This is a genomic window from Mycobacterium sp., from assembly GCF_019247635.1.
Classification (GTDB): domain Bacteria; phylum Actinomycetota; class Actinomycetes; order Mycobacteriales; family Mycobacteriaceae; genus Mycobacterium.
Genome location: NZ_JAFBAR010000103.1, coordinates 1 through 26,021, shown reverse-complemented (window position 1 = coordinate 26,021; position 26,021 = coordinate 1). Strand labels below are relative to the sequence as shown.

The following is a 26,021-nucleotide window of genomic DNA, read 5'->3' as shown; positions in this document are numbered from 1 at the left end:
GGGCCAGTCCCGGCGGCCCGGCTGACGGCGTGGGCTGCGATGACGGCAGCAGCTGGGGATGCGTCTGGGGGACGTGGTAACCCTCCATGAATGCGGCCGTCGCCAGCTTCCAGTTCACCGGGAGCCGGCACGCCTGCCACCACTCGACGCGCAGCGACTCGACCCGCCAGGCGTCGTAGATCGACGCGAACGGCTCGAAGCAGTCCCGCAGCGGCGGCGCGTGGGCGTCGAGGTTGATCCACGCACACCCGCCCCACAGCTCGCATCGGACCGAGACGAGCCGGAGGTCGTCCGGGCACAGGTTGTGTTCGTCGAACTCCTCGGGCCGCAGGACGAACGTGTTGCGGCCGTCGATGCCCCAGCACCAGCCGTGGAAGGGGCACACGAAGGTGCGTCGATTCCCGTTGCCTTCCACCAGCTTTACCCCGCGATGGCGACAGGCGTTGTGGTAGGCACGCACATTGTCCGAATCGAGCCGCACCACGATGATCGACTCGTCGAGGATCTCGTACTCGACGTAGTCACCGGGCGTGGGGAGCTCTTCGAGCCGGCACGCCATCTGCCAGACCCGCGGCCAGAGCAGTTCGGTTTCCAGCGTATAGAAATCCGGGTCGTAGTACCGCTGCTTGGGAATCCGGTCGGCGGCCTGCACCGCCCACGGCACCGGAAGCGGACTCCAGTTCACTTCTGTGGTCATGACTTTCCCTCACTCATACGATCCGTGACGCCCGCCCCTGCCAGTAACGCTCGCGTATGCGCCGCTTGTAAAGCTTTCCGTTCGGGTCGCGGGGCAACTCCGCATCGAATTCGACTGTGCGCGGGCACTTGTAGGTCGCGAGGTGGGCCCGGCAGTACTCGATCAGCTCCGCTTCCAGTTCTGCGCCCGCGGGCAGACCCACAACCGGTTGGACCACGGCCTTGACCTCCTCGCCGAATTCGTCGTTGGGCACGCCGAACACCGCCGCGTCAACGAGTTTGGGGTGCATGATCAGAAGGTTCTCCACTTCCTGCGGGTAAATGTTCACCCCGCCGGAAACGATCATGAACGTCGCTCGGTCGGTGAGGTAGAGGTAGCCCTCGGCATCGACATAACCCATGTCGCCCAGTGAGCGCCAGCCGCGATCGTTGAAGACCGACGCGGTCTTTTCGGGGTCCTTGAAGTACTCGAAGTCCGGGCCACCCTCGAAAAACAATTCACCGGATTCCCCGACCGCAAGTTCGGTGCCGTCGTCCCCCAGCACATGGACCGGGCTCAACGGCTTACCGACCGAACCCGGGTGTGCCAGCCACTCGTCCGGGTCGATGGTAGTGCCCGCGAAACCCTCAGTGCCGCCATAGTATTCGTAGAGGATGGGTCCGAACCACTTCATCATCTGATGCTTGACGTCGACCGGGCACGGGGCGGCAGCATGGATCACGCATCGCAGGCTGGAGACGTCATAGCGATTGCGGACGGCCTCGGGCAGCTTGAGCATCCGAACGAACATCGTCGGGACGAACTGGGCGTGGGTGACGCGGTGCGTCTCGATCAGGCTCAGCACGGCCTCGGCGTCGAACTTGGGCATCAAGATGCTGGACGCACCGACGCGGTGCACCGCCATGGTGTAGTTCACCCCCGCCGCGTGATACAGCGGTGCGGGGGACAGGTACACACTGTCCCGGTTCATGCCGTACTTGCGCGTCAGCGCCATCTCCAAGACGGCCTGCGCCCACGACCCGTTGCCGTCGACCGGCAACGGCCGGCGGACGGCCTTGGGCCTGCCGGTGGTGCCCGATGAGTACAGCATCTCCGAGCCGTCCAACAAGGGTGGCGCGTCGCCCGCAGCCGAAAGTGCTTCCTCATACGCACGCCAGCCGGGCACGTTGCGCCCAACCGCCACGTGGAGATCGACTTCGCCGGTCGCCTCCCGGACGTGAGCGGCGAGGCTGGTCATCGAAGCGTCCAAGAACACCGCCTTCGCGTCGGAGTCGCCGACCACGTAGCCGACCTCGTCGGGAGTGAAGTGGGTGTTGACGGCGGTGTAGTAAAGCCCGGAAAGTTGGCAGCCCCAAGTGATTTCGAAGAACTCGGGCCGGTTCGGCAGGACCAGGGCCACGCCGTCGCCGGGCCGCAGCCCCGCCTCGTGCAGCAGCGCGGCGACGCGCTGGCTGCGGGCAAACAGTTCGGCGTAGGAGACGGTGCCGCCGCCGGACAGGATCAAGGCCGGCGCGGCCGCGGTTGCGTGGTCGGCGATGTTGACTGGCATACCGGAGCAGCTAACTTGTTGCCGCGCCATCGGTCTGCGCGGCCGCCGCTGCCTGCCGCCGGGCCTGTTCGGAGGGCAACACCTTGTCCTTGAAGACCGTCTGGATCAGCTCCTGCACGTCCTTGCTGATCGACGCGAGCGCAACGAGGTCGTTGGAGCTCTGCCAGTGCACCCGCATGCCCATTAGCTCCCAGGCCCGCTTGAGGTTGGCCTTGGTCGCCAGCAGCGTGGTCATCGGGGCCTGCGCGATGTGGCGGGCGATCGCCTCGACGCGGTCGGTGAGCTGGTCGCGCGGCACCACCTCGTTGACCAGACCGACCTCGAGCGCCTTCTTGGCGTCGATGACCTCGGCGAGGTAGAGGTAGTACGCGGCGCGCCGCCAGTTCATGAAGACCCAAGGCTCGATGGAACATTCACCCGAAGGCATGCCGAAGCCCTGCAACGGCGGGTAGGAGAAGTAGGCATCCTCGGCGGCGATGACGATGTCGGTAGTCAGCCCGTAGTGGGTGCCGCCCCCCACGCAATAGCCGTGCACCTGCGCGATCGTCGGCTTGGAGAACTCCCACAAGTTCAGGATCGGCTTGACGAACAGATCGGTCTGCGGCTTCCAGGGTGTGCCCATGACCTTTGCCCCCGCCACGAAGTCCGGGTAGTCGACCGCGTTGTTGCCGATGGCATGTCCCGAGCAGAAGCCCTTGCCGTTGGCCTTGAGGATCAGCACCTTGATGTCGTAGTCGCGGTCCGCGTCCAACAGCGCGGCGTCGACTTCCTCGGCCAGCTTTTGGTCCTGGGCGTTGGCCTTCTCAGGCCAGTTGAGCGTGACGCGCGCGATCGGGCCCTCTTTTTCGTAGATGATCCTCTCCCGGGTCTCGTTGAGATCCATAGGTTCTTCCCTTCCGTTAGGACGTGATCACGCCGATTTCGGCGCCGATGTCGTAGGTGGTCCCTATCTGGCCGGTCCATTGCACGGTGCCCGACGCGCCAGCTTCGATTTCCTGTTCCGCCTTCTCGGTGGCGATCACATAGATCGGCGTGCCTTCTTCGACCGGCTGACCGGTATCGACGAGAAGCTCCGTCAGCTCGGCTTCCGACACGGCCACCGACACCCGTGGAATGCGAATGATGAAGTCAGCCATCCACTTTCGCCTTCTCCAGGGTGCGCTGGGCGGCCGCGACGATTCGTCCCGGCGAGGGATACACCTGCGCCTCCAGAACGGCCGCGGCCGGATTGGGCACGAACCGGGTGCCCACCCGCTCGATAGGCGCGGCCAGCTCGCCGAACAGTTCCGACTGCAGGATCGCCGCGATCTCGGCACCGGGACCGGCGAACTGGACCGCGTCGTGCACAATCACGACTCTTCTTGTCCGACGGGCGGATTCGACGATAGTCTCGACGTCGAGCGGCACCAGGGTGCGTAGATCGACGACTTCAGCGCGCACGCCCTGTTCCGCGAGCGTGGCCGCCGCCGCGAGCGCGTCATGCACAGCGCGACCGTAACTGATCAGCGTGAGATCGGTGCCGGGGCGCTTGATATCGGCGTGGCCCAACGGGATCGAGAAGCCGGGGTCGACGGGAACCGGTCCCTTCTTGCTCTGCAGGCGGATCGTTTCGACGAACAGGCACGGGTCCTCGTCGAAAATCGCCGTGGTCAGTAGGCCTTTGGCGTCACGCGGGGTGGCGGGCACGATCACCTTCATGCCGGGGATGTGCATGAACCACGCCTCCAGGGTCTGCGAGTGCGTCGCCCCGGTGGCCAGTCCGGCATAGACCTGGGTGCGGATGGTGATCGGGGCGGTGGTGCGCCCCGCGGTCATGAACCGCAGTTTGGCGGCGCTGTTGATCAGCTGGTCGGCGGCGATGCCGATGAAGTCCATGATCATGATCTCTGCCACCGGCAGCAGGCCGTCGATGGCCGCGCCGATCGCGGCGCCGACGATCGCCGCTTCCGAGATGGGCGTGTCCAGCACCCGTTCGTGGCCGTATTTCGTCGACAACCCCGCGGTTGGCCCGGATGCGCCAGGGTCGGCGATATCCTCACCCAGCAGGAACACGCGGTCGTCGGCCGCCATCGCCTGATCCAGCGCGAGGTTCAGCGCCTCGCGCATCGTCATCTCTTTGTCTTGCATGTCCCCGTCCTGCATGTCCTCACACCGGGTAGTTGATCGGGCTGGCGTACACGTCGTGGTCGAGTTCGGCGCTGGAGGGAGATTCCGCAGTCATGACCGCGCCCAAGGCCGTCTCAACCGTCTTCAGCGCCTCGCTGTCGATGCGGTCGAGCTCGTCGTCCGCGCAGACGCCCGCCTCGGCGAGGTGGCGGCGGAACCGCGGCACCGGGTCGGCCTCCAGCGCGGCGGCGAGCTGTTCCTTGGGGATGTAAGGCATCCGGTCGCCGAAGTAGTGACCACGGAAGCGGAACGTCACGCATTCGAGCAAGGTGGGACCGCCGCCGGCGCGCGCGCGGTCCAGCGCCGCATCGAGCGCGGCTTTCACCGCAAGCGGATCGTTGCCGTCGACCCGAACCCCCGGCATGCCGTATCCGGCGGCGCGCTCGGCGACGTGCTCAAGCTTCATCGTGTCGCGGGTGGGCGTCATTTCGGCATAGAGGTTGTTCTGGCACACGAAGACCAGCGGCAGATCCCACAGGGCGGCCATGTTGGCGGCCTCGTGGAACGAACCGGTGTTGGTCGCGCCGTCACCGAAGCTGACCACCGTGACGCGGTCCAGGCCCCTGCGCTTGGCGGCCATCGCCAATCCGACCGCCACCGGCGGCCCGGCCCCGACGATGCCGGTCGAAAACATCACGCCCCTGTCGGGCTTGGCGATGTGCATGGTGCCGCCCTTGCCGCGGCTGGCGCCGACAGTGCGCCCCATCATCTCGCCGTAGATCTCCTCGAGCGGAACGCCCTTGCCGATCAGATCGTGCAGCCCGCGGTAGGTGGTCACCAATTGGTCGTCGGGTCGCAACGACACGCCCATCGCCGCGGCGACGGCCTCCTGGCCGCGCGACGGCCAGTACACGCACATGAACTCCCCGGTGCCGATGCCCTTGGACAGCCGGTCGTCGGCCGCCTTCATCAGAACCATCAACGCGTACAGTCGGCGTTGGGTCTGGTCAGCATGCCGGGAGTGATCCGCGCCCACCATCAGCTCCGTTTCCTTTGCAGGGCAGTATGATTCGTGCGGGCTTCCGCATCGCCGTCACGCACCCGACCACGGCTTGACCTTGAGGAAGCCGCCGCCGTCCACGCGTAGCTGCTGCCCGGTGATGTAGCGCGCGGCGTCGGAGGCGAGGAACAGCACGGCCTCGCTGATGTCCTCGGGTTCGACATAGGGGATTGGCATCGACTGAACCAGCGGGAAGACCGGCTCGGCGTCCTGGCGGGTCGGGTTTTTCAGATCGGGCCGGAACGCCCGGTACATCGGTGCGCTGTGCAGCATGTCCGTGTTGACATTGGTCGGGTGCACCGCGTTCATCCGGATGGAGAACGGAGCCAGCGACCGTGCAAAGTCGTTAACGTAATGCGCGCCAGCCAATTTCGCGAAGGCGTAGCCGGCCCCGCCGGGGCCGCCGTCGATGCCGCTGGTGTTCATCGACGACATGAACGCCGCATTGGACCCGATGACGATGATCGACGCGCCCGCCTGCAGATGTTTGATGCTGGTGTGCACGAGGTTGAGCACGCCGACCAGATCCACGTCGACGGCGTCGACAAACGCCTGCGGCGGTAGGCCGGCGGTGAGCGGGCAGATACCTGCATTGGCCACCACGATGTCGAGATGGCCGAACTCGGCCACGCCGTTGTCGATAGCGGCTGCCAGAGCGACCCGGTCACGAACGTCGGCGATCGCTGTGAATGCGCGTTGGCCTTCCTTTTCGACCAGGCGTGCCGTCTCGTCCAGATCCTCCGGCCGGGCAAGCGGGTACTCGTTGGTCTCGATGTCGGCGCACAGATCCACCGCGATGATGTCGGCACCCTCGGCCGCGAGCATCCGTGCATGTGAGCGACCCTGGCCGCGCGCAGCCCCGCTGATTACCGCCACCTTGCCGGTCACCCTGCCCATAGCCCGTCCTATCGCGCGGTTGGCAAATACCTACAGCCGTGCCCGCTCCCGATGCGGTATCGCGGCCGAAAGTCGTTCGCCGCCAACGTAGTCAGCGCGCCGTGAAATTCGAATGGTCCGATAAATGCGGGCACCGCGTGAGGGATCGGGATCGTACCAACGGTCGGCTCCATCGGATCTCTCCCACGAAGTACTGCCACGAAAACTCGCCGTGGCGGCAGTCGGGCTAACTGTATCCTCTACGGTAACTAGAATATCTAAAATAGCAAGAAATGATGGCGACCGAGGAGGTTGGTCATGTCCGGCGTTCTCAGCGGTGTCCGGGTGGTCGAGCTGGCGTCGTGGACGTATGTGCCGTCGGCCGGTGCCGCTCTGTCGGATTGGGGCGCCGACGTCATCAAGGTGGAGGGCGTGACCGCGGGCGATCCAGCACGGGCGCTGGTGGTCGGCGGTTTCACGCGCGAAGCCGCCCGCGTCGACGCCGACTTCATCCTGGAGTTGGGTAACCGCGGCAAACGCAGCATCGCGATCGACGTGAAATCGGAGACCGGTCGCGAGCTGTTCGCGCGGCTGCTGGCCAGTGCGGATGTGTTCCTCACCAACTGGCTACCCGGCGCATTGGAGCGGGCGCGGCTCACCGTCGAGGACATCCGCGCCGTCAACCCGAAGATCATCATCGCGCGCGGCACGGGGCTGGGGGTGCGCGGTCCGGACCGCGACCGCGGGGGGTTCGACGCCGCGACGTACCTGGCCCGTGGTGGGGTGGCGTATACGCTCACGCCGTTCGGAACGGAGACGCCGGCCGTTCAGGGCCCGGCATTCGGTGACCTGCAGGGCGGGGCGACGCTGGCCGGTGGGGTGTGCGCCGCGTTGTTCCACCGGCAGCGCACCGGTGAGCCGACCATCGTGGACTCCTCGCTGTTGGCTCAGGCGATGTGGGCCATTGCGCCGTCGATTTCGGCCGCCGACTTCTTCGACATCGACGGCATCCCGGGGGCACCGCCCGGGCTGGCCATCAATGCCCTGGTGAACCGCTATAAAACCAAAGACGACAGGTGGATTCAGCTTGTGTTCCTACAGCCCGACAAATTCTGGGCCGGTTTCTGCCGGCGCATGGGTCTGCCGGAGTTGGCCGATGACGAGCGATTCGTGCCGTCGAGCAACCTGATCGCCAACGCGGCCGAAGCCACCGCCATTTTCACGAAAGTCTTCGCCAGCCAGGATCTCGCGCATTGGCGCAAGGCCCTCCAAGACGAACCGGGGGTGTGGGCCGCACTGGCGACGCCCCGGGAAACGCTCAACGACCCGCAGGTCGAACCCAATGGTTACACGGTGACCAACGTCGACGACCACGGTGAGCGATACCGGATTGTCGCCGCGCCCGTGCAGTTCGACGAAACCCCGCCGGCTCCGGCCCGCGCGCCCGAGCATGGCCAGCACACCGAGGAGATCCTGCTCGAACTCAACGTGGAGTGGGATGAAATCGAGCGCGCGAAGGACCTCAAGGCCATCCTCTGAGGCTTGGGTGCAAAACCAAACTGCAACTCGTACAAGAAGATTGACGACAACCTGCCGGACTTCCGCGACCGACTCGATCCCCACCGGGTCCTTCTCAACCACGACACCCAGCGCGTGCTCGGGCCCTAACGCCGCGGGGCGCTAAAACGACTCTGCGACAACGACGTCGGTGTGATACCAACACGGTCACGGCCCCATATCGATATCGGCGGCGGTATGGCACAGCGGGATTGATTCACAAATCATGGCACGGGGCGTCAATTGAGGATCGGGGCATCAGTTGACGATCACAGTCGCGACGATGCGTACCGCACGGATTCTGTTCCGCCACAGGGTTAGCGTTCCGCCCGGTGGGTGACGGATGTCGTGGGACGCAACAGGAAGGTATCGCAACACTATGGCGAATATGGCGAACGGGGTTGCCGCTCAGACTTCGTGCAATCCGCACTCCGGTCGTATCCTCGACACCGCGCGCGGCATCCTCATCGGTCTGCGCCGGTGCCGCTCGGACGCCGCGTTCGACGAATTGCACAGCGCGGCACTGCGTCACAAGGTGCCGGTGTTCGCGCTGGCGTGGGCGCTGGTGCACCTGGCGGGCGAGGGCGAGAAGACACCCAGCTTCGTGGATGCGCAGTCCGCGGCGCGTCGTGAATGGGGCCGACTGTTCACGAAGGCCGTACCGACCGGCTGAGCGCAGGGCGCGGCGGTCCGTCGAGCGATGGCCGCCGCGGAGATACTAGGGTGCCGCATAGCGGACCACAAAGAACCGCATTGTGGATCTACGTCGGTGCTAGGGAGTCCAGATGAGTGCGCTACCTGCGGGCCGGCACTTCCTCCGCGGCGAGGACGGGTACGAGGGTGCCCGCCGCAAAACCGTCTGGCACCAACGGGTGCCCGATCGCTACCCCGAGGTGATCGTTCAGGCCGCCGATGTCGCCGACATCGGCGCTGCCCTGCGCTACGCCAAGGCCAACGGGCATCGGGTCAGCATCGTGTCGGGCGGGCACAGCTTCGCCGCCAGCCACCTGCGCGACGGCGCCCTGCTGCTCGATGTGAGCCGCCTCGATCACGTCACCATCGACGCCGACAAGCGCCTGGCCGTCGTCGGTCCCGGCAAGGGCGGCAGTTTGTTGATGGCCGACCTGGAAGCGCATGGCCTGTTCTTCCCCGGGGGGCACTGCAAGGGCGTCTGCGTCGGTGGCTACCTGCTACAGGGCGGATACGGCTGGAACAGCCGGGTTCTGGGCCCGGCGTGCGAAAGCGTCATCGGCCTGGAGGTCGTCACCGCCGACGGGGAGCGGATCCACTGCGACGCGAACGACCACGCCGACCTCTACTGGGCCGCCCGCGGCGCAGGCCCGGGCTTTTTCGCCGTGGTCACATCGTTTTACCTAAAGCTGTATCCACGCCCGGCCGTGTGCGGCACCAGCCTGTACATCTATCCGTTCGATGCCGCCGACGAGGTTTACACCTGGGCACGCGGCGTCAGCGCCGAGGTGGACCGCCGAGTCGAGATGCAGATGCTGGCCACTCGCAGCGTTCCGGAAATGGGTCTCGATGTGCCGGCCATCATCTGCGCGTCGCCGGCGTTCGCCGACTCCGAAGCGGAGGCCGCAAAGGCGCTCGAAATATTCGACACGTGCCCGGTCACCGACCGGGCCCTCATCAAACAGCCATACCTGCCAACCGATTTGCCCACTTGGTATGACGTCGTCATGAGCCATTACCTGGGCGACCACCGATACACGGCGGACAACATGTGGACGTCGGCGCCGGCCGACGATCTGCTGCCGGGCATCCACACGATCCTCGACACGATGCCACCGCACCCGTCGCACTTCCTCTGGCTGAACTGGGGGCCATCCCCGACCCGCGAGGACATGGCCTACAGCCTGGAAGACGAGGTCTACCTCGCGCTCTACGGCTCGTGGAAGGACCCGGCCGATGACGCCAAGTACGACGACTGGGCGCGGTCGAACATGGCCGCCATGTCCCACTTGGCCACCGGCATCCAGCTCGCCGACGAGAACCTCGGCCGGCGTCCGGCACGGTTTGCCACTGACGCCGCGATGGCGAAGCTGGACCGGGTGCGCGCCGAATACGACCCCGACGGCCTGTTCAACAGTTGGATGGGGCGGATCTGATGGCCGATGATCTCTACCTTGGTTACCGCGACGGCGACGCGAGCACGCCGTTCGGCAAGTTCTTCAAGCCCGAAATGGCCCCGCTGGCAACACATGTCATCGAGGCGCTGCAACACGGTCCGCAGGGCGGCATGGCATTGTTGGCATTCGACGACGCGGCGAGCGTCGCCGACGACGGTTACCAGCAGACCGAGAACGGCTACGGGATCCTCGCCGACGGCAGCCTCCAGGTCTCGGTGCGCACCGACATGCCCGGGGTCACACCGCAGATGTGGTCATGGTGGTTCGGCTGGCACGGCAGCGACACCCGCCGTTACAAGCTGTGGCATCCCCGGGCGCACCTGTTCGCCGCGTGGAAAGACGGCGACGATGCCGGCCGCCGGGGTGCGCAACGCTACGTCGGGCGCTGGTCGATCATCAGCGAGTACATCGGTTCGACAATGCTCAACGCCGCAATCCAATTCGTCGCTCCCGAGACCTTGGGCTGCCCACCCGACAGCGCCGACGCGGTATCGATCTGCGCACGACTGGGTTCCGGTGACGCCCCGGTGGACGCGGGATGGTTCATCCACCACATCCGCTCCACGCGGGGCGGGACCGAGATGCGGTCCCGATTCTGGATGGGCGGACCGCACATCGCGGTGCGCAATGCCCCGAGCATCGCGTCAAAGGCGGTGCGGCCCCTCGCGTCGCGGGTTCTCGGCACCTCGGAAGCCACCGCCCGTAACCTGCTGGCCCATTGTGCCCAGGAGATGAATCACCTCGCGGGTTTTCTGCCCGACCTCTACGAAGCGTTCGGCGCCGAATAGCGCAAAGGGCAACGCCCAGCCGCACAATGTTTGTCGTGGCAACCGCCGCTAGCCGGACGACGCCTGCGGTGGGGGCGGCCCGATCGCGATAAACGTCTCCACCGCCGTCGCCTGCTCGAAACCCTGGATCTCCACGCGCCACTCGTAGATCCCGGGCTCCAGCGGTATTCCGGCGGGAATGTTGAGCGTGAGCGGCATGCGCACCGGGGTGCCGTGGATTGCCCCTGGAAGACGACCCGCTTCGGCGCTCGCTTCGAACAGGATACGTTGCCGGCCATTGGGTCCCGGCACCGTCACCGGTTCGCCGTCGGTGGTGAGCAATTGGCAGGTGAGCTTGTGCAGTTTGTTGGTCTCATCCCAGTCGATGTCCAGAAATACCACCAAAGCGAAAGCGGGCGTTGGTGTTTGGCATTGCCGCCACCCCAACCCGAGGGCATGCACCTTCCCGGACTGGGCGTCGGGTTGCGCCGCGTCGGCGAGGAACAGGGTGATCTTCATCTAGTCGCCTCCGCCACGCGATCCCTGCCCCGCTCCCAATCCATCGACGACCCCCGATCGCTCGGCCGGGCCACGTGGTCCTCAACCGCAGTGACCCGCTTCGTCCCGTCGGCTGGATACTACGCCGCCGGCGAAATGCGCCGTTATCGTCCGGGCGGCAGCTGGCGAGGCTCCTCGGGTGAACGCAGTTCGGCTGGCCCGTCGCGCCGTACGAGCTCGCGATGAGCGCCGTGCTCCGTCGGCTCGAGTGCATCGATGTCATTCGCACCCGCCCCCGGCAGCGGCGCGTACTCGGCGGTGGCATCCAGCCTTTCGGTCGTCCCCGCGTGCCTCCCGTAGTCGCGCATGGATTCGATCCGGGTGGGGCTGACCGGCGCCTCGGCGTGCGAAACCCGTGGGTCGGCACCGGGCGGCTGATCAGAGCCCTCGGAGCTCTCAGAGTTGACCGTCACCTTGCGAGTGCGCTTGAACGAGAACGCGATCTCCTCCACCTCTTCGAAGACCTGGCGCGCGGTGCGCAGCGGCTGGGTCGTGTTGTCGATCGCCCGCGCGACGATCGGCGGCACCAACGGTCGAATCCAGCGAGCCGCTGCTCGAGCGGCACCAGTGGCATCCGAAATCGAAGGGATCAGCGGTGCCCCGCGCTCCGCCCGCTCCGCAACGTCGCCACCCTTCTCGGCCGGCGCGGGCAGGTTCTCCGCGACCTCGGCGCGGGGATGCTCTGCGGCAGAGGGCAATTCGGCAACCGCGCGGCTGGCCGCCTCCGCTTCGGCTGCGATCGGCAGGTACATGTCTTCCTCCCCTAGCTTGCGCACTGGCTCGAAGCCACGTTGCACCGAGGCCCGCACGGGAGCCTCGAGCGCTTCGCTGACGCGGCGACGTTGTTGCTCGCGGTCGATCTCGGCTTGGGCTTCGATGGCGAGGCGGGTCTGGGTGAGTTGGTGTTCGGCCCACATGATTTCGGCGGCCTGGCGCACCTCGGCGCGCTTGATCGCGATGGCCGTATCAGCCTCGAAGTCGGCGCGCTCGCGCACCAGGTCGGCACGATCGCGATCCGCGCGCGCGGCCGCGTGGCGGTCATGCGTGGTCTCGCCGCGCCACCGCCGCAGGATCAACGGCAGCAGGTACAGCAGTGCGAAGAATGCGGTCATCAGCACCCGCAACAGCAGCGCGCCCGCGCTGGCCAGGGTGAGGTCATTTAACGCCACCCAGCGCGCCCCCAACCCCCGGTCCGCGTCCGCCACCACCGCGCGCCGCGCGGCGGCGAGGGCCTGCTGGTCGCGGGCAACGTCGGCGTCCAATTCGGGGGATTGGCGGTCGCGGGTGGCCAGGGCGTTGTCAAGTTCACGTTGCGCGTCGGCGAGAAGTTCGTTCGCCGTGCGGGTTTCGGGCCCCGGCCCGGGGATGCCGGTGATCCGGGTCTGCGGGCAGGGCGGTGTCGGGTTGTACTCACAGCGCGCCACGACCAAGGCGTTGTCCAGGTGGCCACGGGCCTGATCGACGGCGGTATCCAGTGCTGCGCGCGCACTTTGGGCCTGTGTGAGGGACGTCGACGCCTGCGCGACGCCGGGTGCCGAGTCGGCGTTTTCTAACGCGCGCTGGTCCAGCCGGTGGTCGATGGCCCCGGAGAACGCCGCGACCGCGGCAAGTTCACCGACGACGACGCCGATGGCGATCGCGACCGACGCCCGTCCCACCGTTCCCAAAAGGCCGGGACGGCCCTGTGCGGAACCGCTGGCGGTGCCGCGGGTCACCGCGCCGACCAACAGCCCGAACACAACAGTCAGCGCCAGGAGGGCCCACAGGGGCCACCGCACCGCGTCGTGCACAGCCAGGCTCGCAACGAGCCCGGCCAGCAGCGCTCCGAGCAGGACCACCGCGCCTGCGACAGCGTGAGTGGACCGTTCGTGACGCTCACCGAGTTCGCGCCAGTGTCCGCCGCCCAGCCAGGTGAGCAAGCCCTCGATCCGGGATCCGGCCGAGCGCTGCTCAGTAGCTACTTGGGCACACATGCGTTCAAGCCTGGCAGGCCGCCGCCCGACACACCGAATTGAATTGCTCGCTTGTGGCATTGTTCACAACTCGTTGCGGTGGTCACGGATCACACCGTCGTGGTACAAGTTGCGCGCGAATTTGCTGCGACGCGAGCGGATCAGCGGCCGTTATAGCTGGTGACGTGAGACGGTGTAAATCTATGCAAAACCAGGACTACGTCACCTACGAAGAGTTCGGCCGCAGGTTCTTCGAGGTGGCCGTCACCCCGGACCGGGTCGCCGCGGCATTCGCCGACATCGCGGGCAGCGAGTTCGCTATGGAGCCGATCGCCCAGGGACCAGGCGGGATTGCCAAGGTCAGCGCCAACGTCAAGATCGAGGAGCCCAGGGTGACGCGGCGCCTCGGTGACCTCATCACGTTCGTCATCCACATTCCGCTGTCGATAGACCTACTGCTCGACCTGCGACTCGACAAGCAGCGGTTTGTGGTCGCAGGCGACATCGCGCTGCGGGCTACCGCGCGTGCCGCCGAACCACTGCTGCTGATCGTCGATGTCGCCAAACCGCGGTCGTCCGACATCACCGTCAACGTGTCGTCGAAGTCTTTCCGGGGCGAAGTGCTGCGCATCCTTGCCGGGGTGGACGGTGAAATCCGCCGATTTATAGCCCAGTACGTGGCCGCCGAGATCGACGCGCCGCAATCCCAAGCCGCCCAAATAATCGACGTGGCCCACCAGCTGAACGAGGCGTGGCCTTAGGCGGTTGTCGCGCGAAGGGTTTACCGGGCCGGTGCGGCGGGGTATGTGCTGCCACGGTCGCGCGTCGCCGGCGTCGCTGGGCCGCAATGTTGGCCACCGCCCTGGAAGAGTGAATTTCATGACACAAGTAGACGTTTCGACCTCATCGGACATGGAGCCGGAGTCCGCCTGGAAGCTGGCCTCCAACCTGCGCCGGTTCGACGAGTGGATGACGATTTTTGGCGGCTGGCGCGGCGCGGTCCCCTCGACGATCGATGAAGGAACCCGAATCTCGTCGTGTATCAAAGTCAAAGGCTTCCGCAATGTCATTCACTGGACCGTGACCCGTTATGACGAGCCGACGCAGATTGAGCTGCAGGGTCGCGGCCGGGGCGGGATTCGCCTCGCGGTGCAGATGACCATCACGGACGAGGACCCCGGATCAGCTTTTCATCTCACCGCAGATCTGAAAGGCGGCCTGCTGGCAGGACCCGTGGGCAAGGTCGTCGCCAGAGTCCTGAGGTCCGAAGTGCGGAAGTCGGTGAACAACTTAGCTGCGTTGCGGTAGCACTGCAACTGAACTGGCAGAGTGATTTGTCAGCAGGCGAGCGACGATTCAAATTGCTGGCGAGGTCAGTAATGGTGGGTTAGTCTACGGCGTGCCGGGGCTGTTTGGGCGCGGGAGCAGTGCGCTTTCACCCGACGAATCGACTGGGTAGGAGACTTACATGACCTATCGGTGGTTGCTCACGGCAATCGTCGTTGCGGCGACGCTGACGGCGGGCTGCACGTTTACCACCAGAACGGGAAGTTCGCCGAGCAGATCCGCGACCACGAGTTCCACGTACACCACCGACACGGCAACCAGTTCCGCGTTGACGTCGACGTCGAGCGAGACCATCCCGACCGCACCCTCCAGCACACTGGAGTCGAGCCAATGCGCCGATGTCACCGGGGCGAACGTAGACCTGCTAGCGGCCTCGGACAAAGACGCGGCCCGCAAAGCCGCTGACACCCTTGAGAATTACAACCCGCCGGCCGATGTCAAGGAAGCGATCGAACACTTCGTCAGCGTCGGCGGTGCCCACTTCGATGACCCGGACTACGCGAGGTACAACATGGTCCTCGACAACTGGGTCAAAGGGGTCTGCCCGACTTAATCGCTCGCGCGGTCAAGGGTCCACTTGCTCCCGTCGTATCACCGTGCTGGGTGCTTGATCGGCCATACCCGTTCGGCCTCGCGAACCCGCCTGCGATCCATGCCAAGCCAGGACAATCCCGCTCCAAAGACCATGAGTCCCACGATGATTGCCGCAATACCGAAACCCACTTGCCCCAGTGCGAAGTTGGCCAAGCAGGCGACGAACGCCACGGCGACCGCCGTGACCACGATGAGCCTGGGCGTTCTCGCCATGTCCTCGCCCGGTTCACCGGCGCCGCGATACCCGACCCGACCACCTGCGTCAGGACCGCGCGACATGTCTGCCATGAGCGTCTCCTCCTGCCGTACGACTGACTGCACGCCTACCCGAAAAGCGGACCGTACAAACGACTTCGGGTCGGTTCGACGGTCGGCGGGAGCCGTCGGCTCGGCCGATACCACGAAAAGACGTGCCCCAGAGCCCGATCGGCAGTTCTCAGGCCGGCGGAACCGTCTGGGCGCGTACCGCCTCGGCGAGTGTCGCCGCTCTGCGGTTGGTGAAAACCTCTTCGAGCATCAGTCGTTGGCCGTCCGGTCCGGTCAGCGGGACCCGCCAGTTGGGGTATTCGTCGGTGGTGCCGGGCTGATTCTGCGTACGACGGTCGCCGACTGCGTCGCTCAGCGCCACCCCCAACAGTCGTGACGGCGTGCGACCCAGGTAGCGGTAGAGGGCCAGCACGACCTGCTCGGGGTCGTCCGATTCGTCTGGCCCGCTCTCGAGCAAGCCGACCCTGCGCAGCTCGGCCATCCAGGCGGCCCGCTCGGCGCGGTCAGATTCGAGTTCGGCTTCCACCGGCCGTGTCAACAGGCCCAGCGACTCACGCAGCCGCACATGGTCGGCGGCCAGATAGCCGGCGGTCGGTGGCAGATCGTGGGTGGTCACCGACGACAGGCAGTACTCTCGCCAGCGCTCCGCCGGCAACGGACCGCTTGTTCCATCCCGCCCATCCCTATCCAGCTCGAACCAGAGAATCGAGGTGCCCAGCAGCCCGCGCAGAAGTAAGTAGTCGCGCACCCATGGTTCGACGGTGCCGAGGTCCTCGCCGACGACCAGGGCGCCGGCCCGATGCGCTTCCAGGGCGACGATGCCGATCATCGCTTCGTGGTCGTAGCGCACGTAGGTGCCCTGGGTGGGCGGGACGCCCTGGGGTATCCACCACAACCGGAACAGCCCGATGATGTGGTCGATGCGCACGCCGCCGGCGTGCCGCAACACGGCCTGGATGAGTGCGCGGAACGGTCGATACTCCTGCTCGTGGAGTTTGTCCGGCCGCCACGGCGGCTGTGACCAGTCTTGGCCGAGTTGATTGAACTCGTCGGGCGGCGCCCCTGCCGTCACGCCCGGTGCCAGCACGTCCTGCAGGGCCCATGCGTCAGCCCCGTTGGGATGCACGCCGACGGCCAGGTCGTGCATGATGCCCAACGCCATGCCGGCCCGGACGGCCTGCGACTGCGCCGCGGCGAGTTGCTCGTCGAGTAGCCACTGCAGCCAGCGGTGGAAATCGACTGCCCGGGGATGCTTCCTGACGAAATCGGCGACAGCGGCGCCGGTGGGATGCCGCAATGCTTCCGGCCAGTCATGCCAATCGCCGCCATAGGTTTCGGCCAGCGCGCACCAGGTGGCGAAATCGTCGAGGGCGCGGCCTTCACGGGCGCGGAATGCGGCGTAGGCCAGTTCACGGCCGGCGGACCGCGGCACCCGGTGCAGCAGCTTGAGCGCCGCCCGCTTCGCGGCCCAGGCGCTGTCACGATCGATGGCGTCGAGTTCGCCGACTCGCTGCTGGACATCGGACCGCAGCCGCCGCACCCGGCCACGCCTGCTCAGATCGGCGAATTCGGGGACTGCCTCGACGCGAAGGTAAATCGGGTTGACGAAGCGCCGCGATGTCGGCAGGTACGGCGAGGGCTCCATCGGGCTGGTCGGAGTCGCCGCATGCAGGGGATTGACCAGTATGTAATCGGCGCCGTGGACGGACGCCGACCACACCGCCAGGTCGGCCAGGTCGGTCAGATCGCCGACTCCCCACGACTGCCGGGAACGCACGCTGTACAGCTGAACCGCCAGGCCCCACGCGCGTCGGGCCCCCAACTGCTCGGGCAGCCCGAGCCAATCCGGCGTCACGATCAGCGCGGTGCTGGTCTCGAAGTCGTCAGAGCTTAAGTGCACGCGGTGGTAGCCGAGCGGCAGGTCGCTGGGCAGCAGGAAGCTGGCCTCCCCGATCCAGCGGCCGTCCAGGTCGAACGGCGGGGTGAAGTTGTCGACCTGCGCTATCCCGCTTTGCGGCCCGCGCTGAACGGTGCCGTCCTCCAGCTGCAGCCACACCTCGGCGGGATGACCGTGGGTCACATGCACCCAGAACCTGGTCTGCGCGTGGACCCGCCCCACGATGGTGGCCGGGAGCTGACGCGCCCAATAGGACCGGAGCTGGGCCCGCAGCGCCACGTTGCGCTCCTGTTCGGTGGCCGCGGGCACGCCGAGGGCTGCCAGCACGGCCACCAGTGTGGCCTCGGAGACGGGCACGTGCCGGCCGGCCCAGTCCTCGTATCCGGTGGCGATGCCGAATCGCCTGGCCAGTTCGAGCAGCGAGGGCGCGGGCTCAGTCATGTCGCCCATCTTCCAGGACCCGCCCGATGACGATCCGGGCGCTGTGGGCCACTGCTCGGGGTTAGACCATTCGGCACGCCGAATTTGCGTGGCGCCGCTAGTATGCCCGCTGAAGCATTATGGAGAAATCCAGCGGGGGATATGCAAGGCTGCAACGGTGCGGACCGGGCGGCCGCCCGGGCATCGGCTCTGCCAGTTGCGCAAATACGCTGATACTGCGCCGCGTGGCGAGGTCGGCGCGGGTGGCTTACGGTTGTCGATGGTGATAACCGCGTCAGTTGACAAGGCCGAACTCAGGCCACACATCCAGGCATTTCAGCAAACCGGAAGGTGATCTAACTTGGCCGAGGAGCGCCGCGGGCAGCGGGGGTCGGGGTACGGCCTCGGTCTGTCGACCCGGACCCAGGTAACCGGTTATCAATTCCTCGCACGCCGGACCGCGATGGCATTGACCCGCTGGCGGGTCCGGATGGAAATCGAGCCGGGCCGTCGTCAGACGTTGGCGGTGGTCGCGTCGGTCTCTGCGGCGCTGGTGATCTGCCTGGGAGCGCTGCTGTGGTCCTTCATCAGCCCGTCCGGCCAGATCAACGACTCCCCGATCATCGCCGACCGTGACTCGCACGCGCTCTACGTCCGAGTGGGAGACAGGCTGTACCCGGCGCTGAACCTGGCGTCCGCGCGACTGATCGCCGGGCGCCCGGACAACCCCCACCTGGTTCGGTCCAGTCAGATCTCCAGCCTGCCGCACGGGCCGCTGGTGGGCATCCCCGGCGCGCCCTCGGAGTTCTCGCCCAAGAGCCCCCAGGCGTCGTCGTGGCTGGTGTGTGACACCGTGGCCACGTCGTCGGGGGTCGGCGCGCCGCAAGGGGTGACGGTGACGGTGATCGACGGCACGCCGGAACTCACCAACCACCGCAAGGTGTTGAGCGGGTCGGACGCGGTGGTGCTGAGCTATGGCGGGGATGCGTGGGTCATTCGGGAGGGACGTCGGTCCCGCATCGATCCGATGAACCGCTCGGTGTTGTTGCCGTTGGGATTGACGCCGGAACAAGTCGGCCAGGCGCGTCCGATGAGCCGGGCGCTCTACGACGCCCTGCCGGTGGGCCCCGAACTCTCGGTGCCCGAAGTTCCGAATGCCGGCACCGCGGCGACGTTCCAGGGCGCCCCGGGCCCGGTGGGGACGATCGTCGTCACCCCGCAAATCAGTGGGCCGCAACAATATTCGCTAGTTTTGAGCGACGGCGTGCAGACGCTGCCGACGCTGGTGGCCCAGGTGATGCAGAACGCCGGGGGTCCGGGGAACACCAAACCGGTGACCATCGAACCGTCGGCGCTGGCGAAAATGCCTGTCGTGAACAGGCTTGACCTTTCGGCATTCCCGGACGATCCGTTGCAGGTGCTGGATATTCGGGAGAACCCGTCGACCTGCTGGTGGTGGGAGCGCACAGCCGGCGAGACCAGGGCCCGCATCCAGGTGGTGTCCGGCCCGACCATTCCCATCGCGTCCAACAGTGCCAACAAGGTGGTCCAGCTGGTGAAGTCCGACACCACGGGCCGCGAAGCCGACCAGGTGTACTTCGGCCCCGATTTCGCGAACTTCGTTGCCGTTACGGGTAACAACCCGGGAGCTCAGACGGCGGAATCGCTGTGGTGGCTGACGGAGGCCGGCGCGCGGTTCGGCGTGGACGACAGCCGCGAGGCGCGCGAGGCCTTGGGCCTGACCCTCAAGCCGAGCCCGGCGCCCTGGGTGGCGTTACGCCTGCTGCCGCAGGGGCCGACGCTGTCGCGGGCGGACGCGCTGGTCGAGCACGACACCCTTCCGATGGACATGACCCCTGCAGAGTTGGTGGTACCGAAGTGAAACGCGGATTTGCCCGGCCGACGCCGGAAAAGCCCCCGGTTATCAAGCCGGAGAACATCGTCCTGCCAACTCCGTTGAGCATTCCGCCGCCGGAGGGCAAGCCGTGGTGGCTGATTGTGGTCGGCGTCGTCGTGATCGGCCTGCTGGGCGGCATGGTGGCGATGACCTTTGCCAGTGGGTCACGCGTATTCGGCGGTGCCGGCTCGATCTTCCCGATCTTCATGGTCGGCGGAATGATGATGATGATGTTCGGCGGCCGGTTCGGCGGCCAACAGCAGATGAGCCGCCCGAAGCTGGACTCGATGCGCGCCCAGTTCATGCTGATGCTCGACATGCTGCGCGAGACGGCTCAGGAGTCGGCGGACAGCATGGACGCCAACTACCGCTGGTTCCACCCGGCGCCCAACACCCTGTCGGCGGCCGTCGGTTCGTCCCGAATGTGGGAGCGCAAGCCGGACGGCAAGGACCTCAACTTCGGGGTTGTTCGAGTCGGGGTGGGCATGACGCGTCCCGAGGTGACTTGGGGCGAGCCCCAGAACATGCCCACCGACATCGAGCTGGAGCCGGTGACCGGGAAGGCACTCCAGGAATTCGGGCGCTACCAAAGCGTCGTCTACAACCTGCCGAAGATGGTGTCGCTGCTCGTTGAGCCCTGGTATTCGCTGATCGGCGACCGCGAGCAGGCGCTCGGACTGATGCGGGCGGTGATCTGCCAGTTGGCGTTCTCGCACGGTCCGGACCACGTGCGGATGGTCGTCGTCAGCTCCGACCTGGAGGAGTGGGACTGGGTCAAGTGGCTGCCGCACTTCGGTGACCCCCGGCGTCAGGACGCGGCGGGCAGCGCGCGGATGGTCTACAGCTCGGTGCGGGAGTTCGCCGCGGAACAGGCCGAGTTGTTCGCCGGACGCGGTTCCTTTACACCCCGGCACGCCAGCTCGTCGGCGCAGACGCCGACACCGCACCACCTGATCATCGCCGACGTGATCGATTCCCAATGGGAGTACGTGATCAGCTCAGAGGGCGTAGACGGCGTGACGTTCTTCGACTTGACCGGCTCGCCGATGTGGACGGCCGTCCCGGAGCGGACGTTGCGGTTCGACGACATCGGTGTGATCGAGGCGCTGCCCCGGGACCGCGACACCTGGATGGTGATCGACGAAAAGCCGTGGTTCTTCGCCCTGACGGATCACTTCAGCATCGCCGAGGCCGAAGAGTTCTCCCAGAAGCTGGCGCACTGGCGGCTTGCCGAAGCATACGAGGAGATCGGCCAGCGCGTCGCACACATCGGCGCCCGAGACATCCTGTCCTACTACGGGATTGACGACCCGTCCGATATCGACTTCGAGGAACTGTGGGGCAGCCGCACCGACACCATGGGGCGGTCACGGTTGCGGGCGCCGTTCGGTAATCGCTCCGACAACGGCGAACTGCTGTTCCTGGACATGAAGTCGCTGGACGAAGGTGGCGACGGTCCGCACGGTGTCATGTCGGGAACGACCGGTTCCGGTAAGTCCACCCTGGTGCGAACCGTGATCGAATCGCTGATGCTCGGCCACCCGCCGGAGGAACTGCAGTTCGTGCTGGCCGACCTCAAGGGTGGATCAGCCGTCAAGCCGTTCGCCGGGGTGCCGCACGTGTCCCGCATCATCACCGACCTGGAGGAAGACCAGGCGCTGATGGAGCGCTTCCTCGACGCCTTGTGGGGCGAGATCGCGCGGCGCAAGGCGGTCTGCGACAGCGCCGGCGTCGACGACGCCAAGGAGTACAACTCCGTGCGCTCGCGGATGCTCGCGCGCGGCCAGGACATGGCGCCCTTGCCGATGCTCGTGGTGGTCATCGACGAGTTCTACGAGTGGTTCCGCATCATGCCCACCGCGGTCGACGTCCTCGACTCGATCGGCCGGCAGGGCCGCGCCTACTGGATCCACCTGATGATGGCGTCGCAGACCATCGAGAGCCGGGCCGAGAAGCTTATGGAAAACATGGGTTACCGGCTGGTGCTGAAGGCCCGCACCGCGGGTGCGGCGCAGGCCGCCGGCGTGCCGAACGCGGTGAACCTACCGGCTCAGGCGGGTCTGGGTTACTTCCGGAAGAGCCTCGAGGACATCATCCGCTTCCAGGCCGAGTTCCTGTGGCGCGACTACTTCCGCGGGATCACCATCGACGGCGAGGAACAGCCCGCGCTGGTGCACAGCATCGACTATGTGCGACCGCAATTGTTCACCAACTCGTTCACGCCTCTCGAGGTGAGCGTCGGCGGGCCGGAGATCGAGCCCGCTCAGGGCAACGGGGAGGTCCTCGACCTCATCGAGGACGAGGAGGAGGACGAAGGAGGGGTCAGGACCCCGAAGGTCGGCACCGTGATCATCGATCAGCTGCGCAAGATCCCCTTCGAGCCCTACCGCCTGTGGCAGCCGCCGCTGACCCAACCCGTCGCTATCGACGAACTGGTCAACCGGTTCCTCGGCCGCCCGTGGCACAAGGACTACGGCACCGCGCGGAATCTGGTCTTCCCGATCGGGATCATCGACCGCCCGTTCAAGCACGACCAGCCGCCGTGGACGGTGGACACCTCCGGTCCCGGCTCCAACGTGCTGATCCTGGGCGCCGGTGGTTCGGGCAAAACCACTGCGCTGCAGACGCTGATCTGCTCGGCGGCGTTGACGCATACCGCCGAGCAGGTCCAGTTCTACTGCCTGGCCTACAGCAGCACCGCGTTGACCACGGTCGCGCGTTTGCCGCACGTCGGCGAGGTCGCCGGTCCGACGGACCCGTACGGCGTGCGCCGCACGGTCGCCGAGCTGCTCGCGCTGGTCCGGGAACGCAAGCGCACCTTCCTGGAGTACGGGATCCCGTCGATGGAGGTGTTCCGGCGCCGCAAGTTCGGCGGCGAGGCGGGTCCCGTGCCGAACGACGGATTCGGCGACGTCTACCTGGTGGTCGACAACTACCGGGCTCTGGCCGAGGAGAACGAGGTCCTGATCGAGCAGGTCAACGTGATCATCAACCAGGGGCCCTCGTTCGGCGTGCATGTCGTCGTCACCGCCGACCGTGAGTCGGAGCTGCGGCCACCTGTGCGTAGCGGTTTCGGTTCCCGGGTGGAGTTGCGGCTAGCCGCCGTTGAAGACGCCAAGCTGGTGCGTTCCCGGTTCGCCAAGGAAGTTCCGGTCAAGCCCGGGCGCGGCATGGTCGCGGTCAACTACGTCCGGCTCGACAGCGACCCGCAAGCGGGCCTGCACACCTTGGTGGCGCGTCCGGCACTGCATAACACGGCCGACAACATCTTCGAGTCCGACAGTGTGGTCGACGCGGTCAGCCGGCTGTCCAGCGGGCAGGCGCCGCCGGTACGTCGGTTGCCGGCGCGGTTCGGCGTCGAGCAGGTGCGGGAGCTGGCTGCCAGGGACACCCGCCAAGGTGTCGGCGCGGGTGGGATCGCTTGGGCCATATCCGAATTGGATCTGCAGCCGGTGTATCTCAACTTCGCCGAGAACGGTCACTTGGTGGTGACGGGCCGCCGCGAATGTGGCCGCACCACCACGCTGGCCACCGTCATGGCCGAGATCGGTCGGCTGTATGCGCCGGGCGCCACCAGCGCGCCCCCTCCGCCGCCTGAGCGGCCTTCCGCCCAGGTATGGCTGGTGGACCCGCGCCGTCAGCTGCTCACCACGCTGGGTTCGGAGTACGTGGAGAAGTTCGCCTACAACCTCGACGGCGTCTCGGCAATGATGAACGACCTGGCCGCGGTTCTGGCCGGCCGTGAACCGCCGCCCGGTCTGTCGGCGGAGGAACTGTTGTCGCGGTCCTGGTGGAGCGGTCCGGAGATCTTCCTGATCGTCGACGACATCCAGCAGCTGCCAGCAGGTTTCGATTCACCGCTGCACAAGGCCGCCGCCTGGGTGACCAGGGCCGCCGATGTGGGCTTGCACGTGCTCGTTACCCGCACCTTCGGTGGTTGGTCGTCCGCGGGCAGCGACCCGATGCTGCGGGCGCTGCACCAGGCGAATGCGCCACTGCTGGTGATGGACGCCGACCCCGACGAGGGCTTCATCCGCGGCAAGATGAAGGGTGGCCCGCTGCCCCGCGGCCGTGGCCTGCTGATGGCCGAGGACACCGGCATCTTCGTCCAGGTGGCGGCAACCGAGTTTCGGAAGTAGGACGTCGGCGCTGCGCTGGGTTTGACCGGATCAAACCCAGTGCAGCGGCAACGATTTGAGCGCGAAGGACTTTGACGGGAATTTGATTTCGGGGGCATAGTCCGTGGGCGCCTCGAAGTCCGGGATCTGCTTGAGCCATTCTCCGACGATCACGGTCAGTTCTATCCGAGCCAGATGAGATCCCAGGCAGCGGTGCGGTCCACCGCCGAATCCCCAGTGCCGGTGCACCTTTCCGTCCATAACCAAATCGTCGGTCGACCACGCGTCGCTGCCGTCGCGGTTGATCACCGCCATGCACAATCGGACCTGCGAGCCTGGCGGTAGCGTCATGCCCCCGACGTTGACGAACTCGGTGACGATCCGGGGGGCCACCGGGGCCGGCGGCTGCAGTCGGATGATCTCTTCGATGAAAACCCTGATTTGCCTGGGATTGTCGCGGAGCTGCGCGCGCAAGTGCGGTCTGCGCGCGAGTTCAAACAGGCAAAAGCCGATGATCGCCGTCACGGTGTCCAGACCCGCCAGTATCAACAGGTGGCTCATGCCCAGCAGCTCGAGATCGGTGAAATCGCCTGGGCCCGCCATCACCTGCGACAACATGTCCGAGCCCGGGTTTTCCCGGCGCTGCTGGATCGCGGTGTGGAGATATTCCAACAGCTCGACCTGGCCCGCCTGGAGCTCGGCCAGGGCGAGGTACTCCCTGTCGCCGATGATGGCGTCTTTCCAGGCGATCAGTTGGTCGCGATCCTGCAGCGGCAGGCCGTAGAGGTCGAGGAAGGCCTGGAAGGGGTAGAGCCGGGCGAAATCCGCCATGACCTCGCATTCGCCGCGTCCGGCAAGGGCCTTGATCATCTCGATCGCGTGGTGCTGCAGCACCGGGCGCGACTTACTGAGCGCGGTCGGGCTGAAGTAGGGCTGCAGGATTTTGCGGTAGCGGGTGTGCTGCGGTGGATCGAAGGCCAGCGGGATCACCGGCAGCGGATCGGAGGGCGGCTGCAGGATCGTCGACGAGAACGCCTTCGGATTGCGCAGCGCGGCGAGCACGTCCTCGCGTCGAGTCAGGTAGTAGTAGCCGTTCATGAACACCACGGGCCCGGCGTCGCGCAGGGTCTTCCAACCGACGCCCCTGTCGTCGGCCAACGGCAACGCCGCATAGTCGAGTCGAGGCAAGTAGAACCCACCGGCCTGGCCTTGGCCAAGAGTGCTCATGCGGTCAAAGTTCTTTCCCCTTTGGTCCGTGTGGTTTCCGCACGCCGACGCAGCCGAGCCGGGGCTGCCACAGCCCAATATGGCATGGCCGCCATTCGCCCACCAACCGGCCGCCGGGCGCATCCGGTAGACGCCGGCCCGCGGGCGGTTAATCTACGTATCGATCCATCCGTCCCGAATCTGGCCTGGGCCCAGCCAGGAGTCGAGAGAGGACAGCGGAGTGAAGGTTCGTCTCGAACAGTCGAAATGCGTGGGACACGCACAGTGCTACGCGGTCGATCCGAACCTGTTCCCTATCGATGAGTCGGGCTACTCCGTGCTCGAAGAGCACGAGGTGCGTCCCGAGGACGAACAACTGACCCGGGACGGTGTTGCCTCCTGCCCTGAGATGGCGCTCATTCTCGACGACGACTGAGTTAACCAGCGCCGAACCAGCGACCCTGTTTGCCTGCCGGACATACGATCACGGCTGCCGTTTCCGCAGGTCGCGCACCATCCCCGGGACATTGGGTTGAACAGAAGATTAATAGAAATCTGCGCGGAATGAATAGTTGTCGCAGCCCCGCCTTGCCGCCGTTTCGCCCTCTAAAGTCTCTGTCGTGCGGCGGTTCGATCACGACGAGGTGTCGTCGCAGAGGTTATGCACCAACGGGATGACGAGGCAGGAAGCGAAGCCGCGGATGATCCCTGATATCGGCTCAGCGGTAAACGCCCGGAACTTTTCGGGCCGCCCGACGACAAGCGCGGGTCAAAAAGCTAGTGGCGGTCGCAGCAGTGTGGCTGCAAGTGCGCGATAGCAGGCTCAGGACGTCAGACGTGGTCGGTTGAGGAGGGGTGGTGTTTGACTTCGGCGCGTTGCCGCCTGAGATTAATTCGGGTCGGTTGTATGCGGGTCCGGGGTCGGGGCCGTTGGTGGCTGCGGCGTCGGCGTGGGATGGGTTGGCGGCTGAATTGAGTTCGGCGGCTGCGGGTTACGGTTCGGTGG

Annotated in this window: 24 protein-coding genes; 11 read left to right on the top strand and 13 right to left on the bottom strand. The window is 66.2% G+C overall.

The window, feature by feature from the left end:
* The 7 genes from JO236_RS16840 to JO236_RS16810 all read right to left on the bottom strand — a co-directional run.
* Positions 1–697: aromatic ring-hydroxylating oxygenase subunit alpha (locus JO236_RS16840; RefSeq protein WP_293332651.1), on the bottom strand; the 697-nt coding region annotated here is incomplete at its 3' end.
* A gap of 13 nt (positions 698–710) precedes the next feature.
* Entirely contained in the window at positions 711–2,246 is a 1,536-nt protein-coding gene (locus JO236_RS16835) for an acyl-CoA synthetase (RefSeq protein WP_293332648.1), read from the bottom strand.
* A gap of 10 nt (positions 2,247–2,256) precedes the next feature.
* The gene (locus tag JO236_RS16830; RefSeq protein ID WP_293332645.1) at positions 2,257–3,129 is read right to left on the bottom strand and encodes an enoyl-CoA hydratase-related protein; all 873 of its coding nucleotides are present in this window, start codon (positions 3,127–3,129) and stop codon (positions 2,257–2,259) included.
* 16 nt (positions 3,130–3,145) lie between these two features.
* Positions 3,146–3,382: a biotin/lipoyl-containing protein gene (locus tag JO236_RS16825; RefSeq protein ID WP_293332642.1), complete on the bottom strand. Its 237-nt coding sequence runs from the start codon at positions 3,380–3,382 to the stop codon at positions 3,146–3,148.
* On the bottom strand, positions 3,375–4,373 hold the full coding sequence (locus JO236_RS16820) for an alpha-ketoacid dehydrogenase subunit beta (protein WP_293332639.1): 999 nt from the start codon (positions 4,371–4,373) through the stop codon (positions 3,375–3,377). Before JO236_RS16820 ends, JO236_RS16825 begins: the two co-directional genes overlap by 8 nt.
* Before the next feature lie 19 nt (positions 4,374–4,392).
* The gene (locus tag JO236_RS16815; RefSeq protein WP_293332661.1) at positions 4,393–5,331 is read right to left on the bottom strand and encodes a thiamine pyrophosphate-dependent dehydrogenase E1 component subunit alpha; all 939 of its coding nucleotides are present in this window, start codon (positions 5,329–5,331) and stop codon (positions 4,393–4,395) included.
* A 114-nt stretch (positions 5,332–5,445) separates the two neighbouring features.
* Positions 5,446–6,309, bottom strand: coding sequence for a mycofactocin-coupled SDR family oxidoreductase (locus JO236_RS16810; protein WP_293332636.1), 864 nt, complete (start codon positions 6,307–6,309; stop codon positions 5,446–5,448).
* Positions 6,310–6,606: 297 nt separating this feature from the next.
* Between JO236_RS16810 and JO236_RS16805 the strand changes: the two genes are divergently transcribed.
* The 5 genes from JO236_RS16805 (at position 6,607) to JO236_RS16785 (ending at position 10,780) form a co-directional block, all read left to right on the top strand.
* The gene (locus tag JO236_RS16805; RefSeq protein ID WP_293332633.1) at positions 6,607–7,827 is read left to right on the top strand and encodes a CaiB/BaiF CoA transferase family protein; all 1,221 of its coding nucleotides are present in this window, start codon (positions 6,607–6,609) and stop codon (positions 7,825–7,827) included.
* A 3-nt stretch (positions 7,828–7,830) separates the two neighbouring features.
* Positions 7,831–7,956, top strand: a complete 126-nt coding sequence (locus tag JO236_RS16800; RefSeq protein WP_293332630.1) for a hypothetical protein — start codon at positions 7,831–7,833, stop codon at positions 7,954–7,956.
* Positions 7,957–8,233: 277 nt separating this feature from the next.
* Positions 8,234–8,518, top strand: coding sequence for an ANTAR domain-containing protein (locus JO236_RS16795; RefSeq protein ID WP_293332627.1), 285 nt, complete (start codon positions 8,234–8,236; stop codon positions 8,516–8,518).
* A 112-nt stretch (positions 8,519–8,630) separates the two neighbouring features.
* Positions 8,631–9,971, top strand: a complete 1,341-nt coding sequence (locus JO236_RS16790) for an FAD-binding oxidoreductase (RefSeq protein WP_293332624.1) — start codon at positions 8,631–8,633, stop codon at positions 9,969–9,971.
* On the top strand, positions 9,971–10,780 hold the full coding sequence (locus JO236_RS16785) for a DAPG hydrolase family protein (RefSeq protein ID WP_293332621.1): 810 nt from the start codon (positions 9,971–9,973) through the stop codon (positions 10,778–10,780). The genes JO236_RS16790 and JO236_RS16785 overlap by 1 nt, the downstream gene beginning before the upstream one ends.
* A gap of 48 nt (positions 10,781–10,828) precedes the next feature.
* Here the strand turns inward: JO236_RS16785 and JO236_RS16780 are convergent, their stop codons facing one another.
* Positions 10,829–11,278 (bottom strand): DUF6941 family protein, encoded by a 450-nt coding sequence (locus tag JO236_RS16780; RefSeq protein WP_293332618.1) that lies wholly within the window; start codon positions 11,276–11,278, stop codon positions 10,829–10,831.
* Between the two features lie 143 nt (positions 11,279–11,421).
* Positions 11,422–13,290, bottom strand: coding sequence for a DUF4407 domain-containing protein (locus tag JO236_RS16775; protein ID WP_293332615.1), 1,869 nt, complete (start codon positions 13,288–13,290; stop codon positions 11,422–11,424).
* Positions 13,291–13,472: 182 nt separating this feature from the next.
* On the opposite strand from JO236_RS16775, the gene JO236_RS16770 reads away from it, so the two are divergent.
* Positions 13,473–14,030, top strand: a complete 558-nt coding sequence (locus tag JO236_RS16770; protein ID WP_293332612.1) for a hypothetical protein — start codon at positions 13,473–13,475, stop codon at positions 14,028–14,030.
* A 118-nt stretch (positions 14,031–14,148) separates the two neighbouring features.
* The gene (locus JO236_RS16765) at positions 14,149–14,577 is read left to right on the top strand and encodes an SRPBCC family protein (protein WP_293332657.1); all 429 of its coding nucleotides are present in this window, start codon (positions 14,149–14,151) and stop codon (positions 14,575–14,577) included.
* A 165-nt stretch (positions 14,578–14,742) separates the two neighbouring features.
* On the opposite strand, the gene JO236_RS16760 is transcribed toward JO236_RS16765, so the two are convergent.
* The 3 genes from JO236_RS16760 to malQ all read right to left on the bottom strand — a co-directional run bounded on the left by JO236_RS16760 (position 14,743) and on the right by malQ (position 17,815).
* Positions 14,743–14,961 (bottom strand): hypothetical protein, encoded by a 219-nt coding sequence (locus JO236_RS16760; protein ID WP_293332609.1) that lies wholly within the window; start codon positions 14,959–14,961, stop codon positions 14,743–14,745.
* 246 nt (positions 14,962–15,207) lie between these two features.
* The gene (locus JO236_RS16755; protein ID WP_293332605.1) at positions 15,208–15,498 is read right to left on the bottom strand and encodes a LapA family protein; all 291 of its coding nucleotides are present in this window, start codon (positions 15,496–15,498) and stop codon (positions 15,208–15,210) included.
* A gap of 148 nt (positions 15,499–15,646) precedes the next feature.
* Positions 15,647–17,815, bottom strand: coding sequence for a 4-alpha-glucanotransferase (malQ, locus tag JO236_RS16750; RefSeq protein ID WP_293332602.1), 2,169 nt, complete (start codon positions 17,813–17,815; stop codon positions 15,647–15,649).
* Between the two features lie 340 nt (positions 17,816–18,155).
* On the opposite strand from malQ, the gene eccB reads away from it, so the two are divergent.
* Both eccB and eccCa read left to right on the top strand, forming a co-directional pair.
* Positions 18,156–19,676, top strand: a complete 1,521-nt coding sequence (gene eccB, locus JO236_RS16745) for a type VII secretion protein EccB (RefSeq protein ID WP_293332599.1) — start codon at positions 18,156–18,158, stop codon at positions 19,674–19,676.
* Entirely contained in the window at positions 19,673–23,830 is a 4,158-nt protein-coding gene (eccCa, locus tag JO236_RS16740) for a type VII secretion protein EccCa (protein ID WP_293332596.1), read from the top strand. The genes eccB and eccCa overlap by 4 nt, the downstream gene beginning before the upstream one ends.
* Before the next feature lie 30 nt (positions 23,831–23,860).
* Here the strand turns inward: eccCa and JO236_RS16735 are convergent, their stop codons facing one another.
* Complete coding sequence (locus JO236_RS16735) at positions 23,861–25,036, bottom strand: cytochrome P450 (protein WP_293332593.1); 1,176 nt, start codon at positions 25,034–25,036, stop codon at positions 23,861–23,863.
* A gap of 220 nt (positions 25,037–25,256) precedes the next feature.
* Here JO236_RS16735 and JO236_RS16730 point away from each other — a divergent pair, with 220 nt between their 5' ends.
* A complete protein-coding gene (locus JO236_RS16730; protein ID WP_293332590.1) occupies positions 25,257–25,451 on the top strand; it encodes a ferredoxin in 195 nt (64 codons plus the stop codon).
* Positions 25,452–25,873: 422 nt separating this feature from the next.
* The coding region (locus tag JO236_RS16725; protein ID WP_293332654.1) for a PPE domain-containing protein at positions 25,874–26,021 on the top strand (148 nt) is incomplete at its 3' end.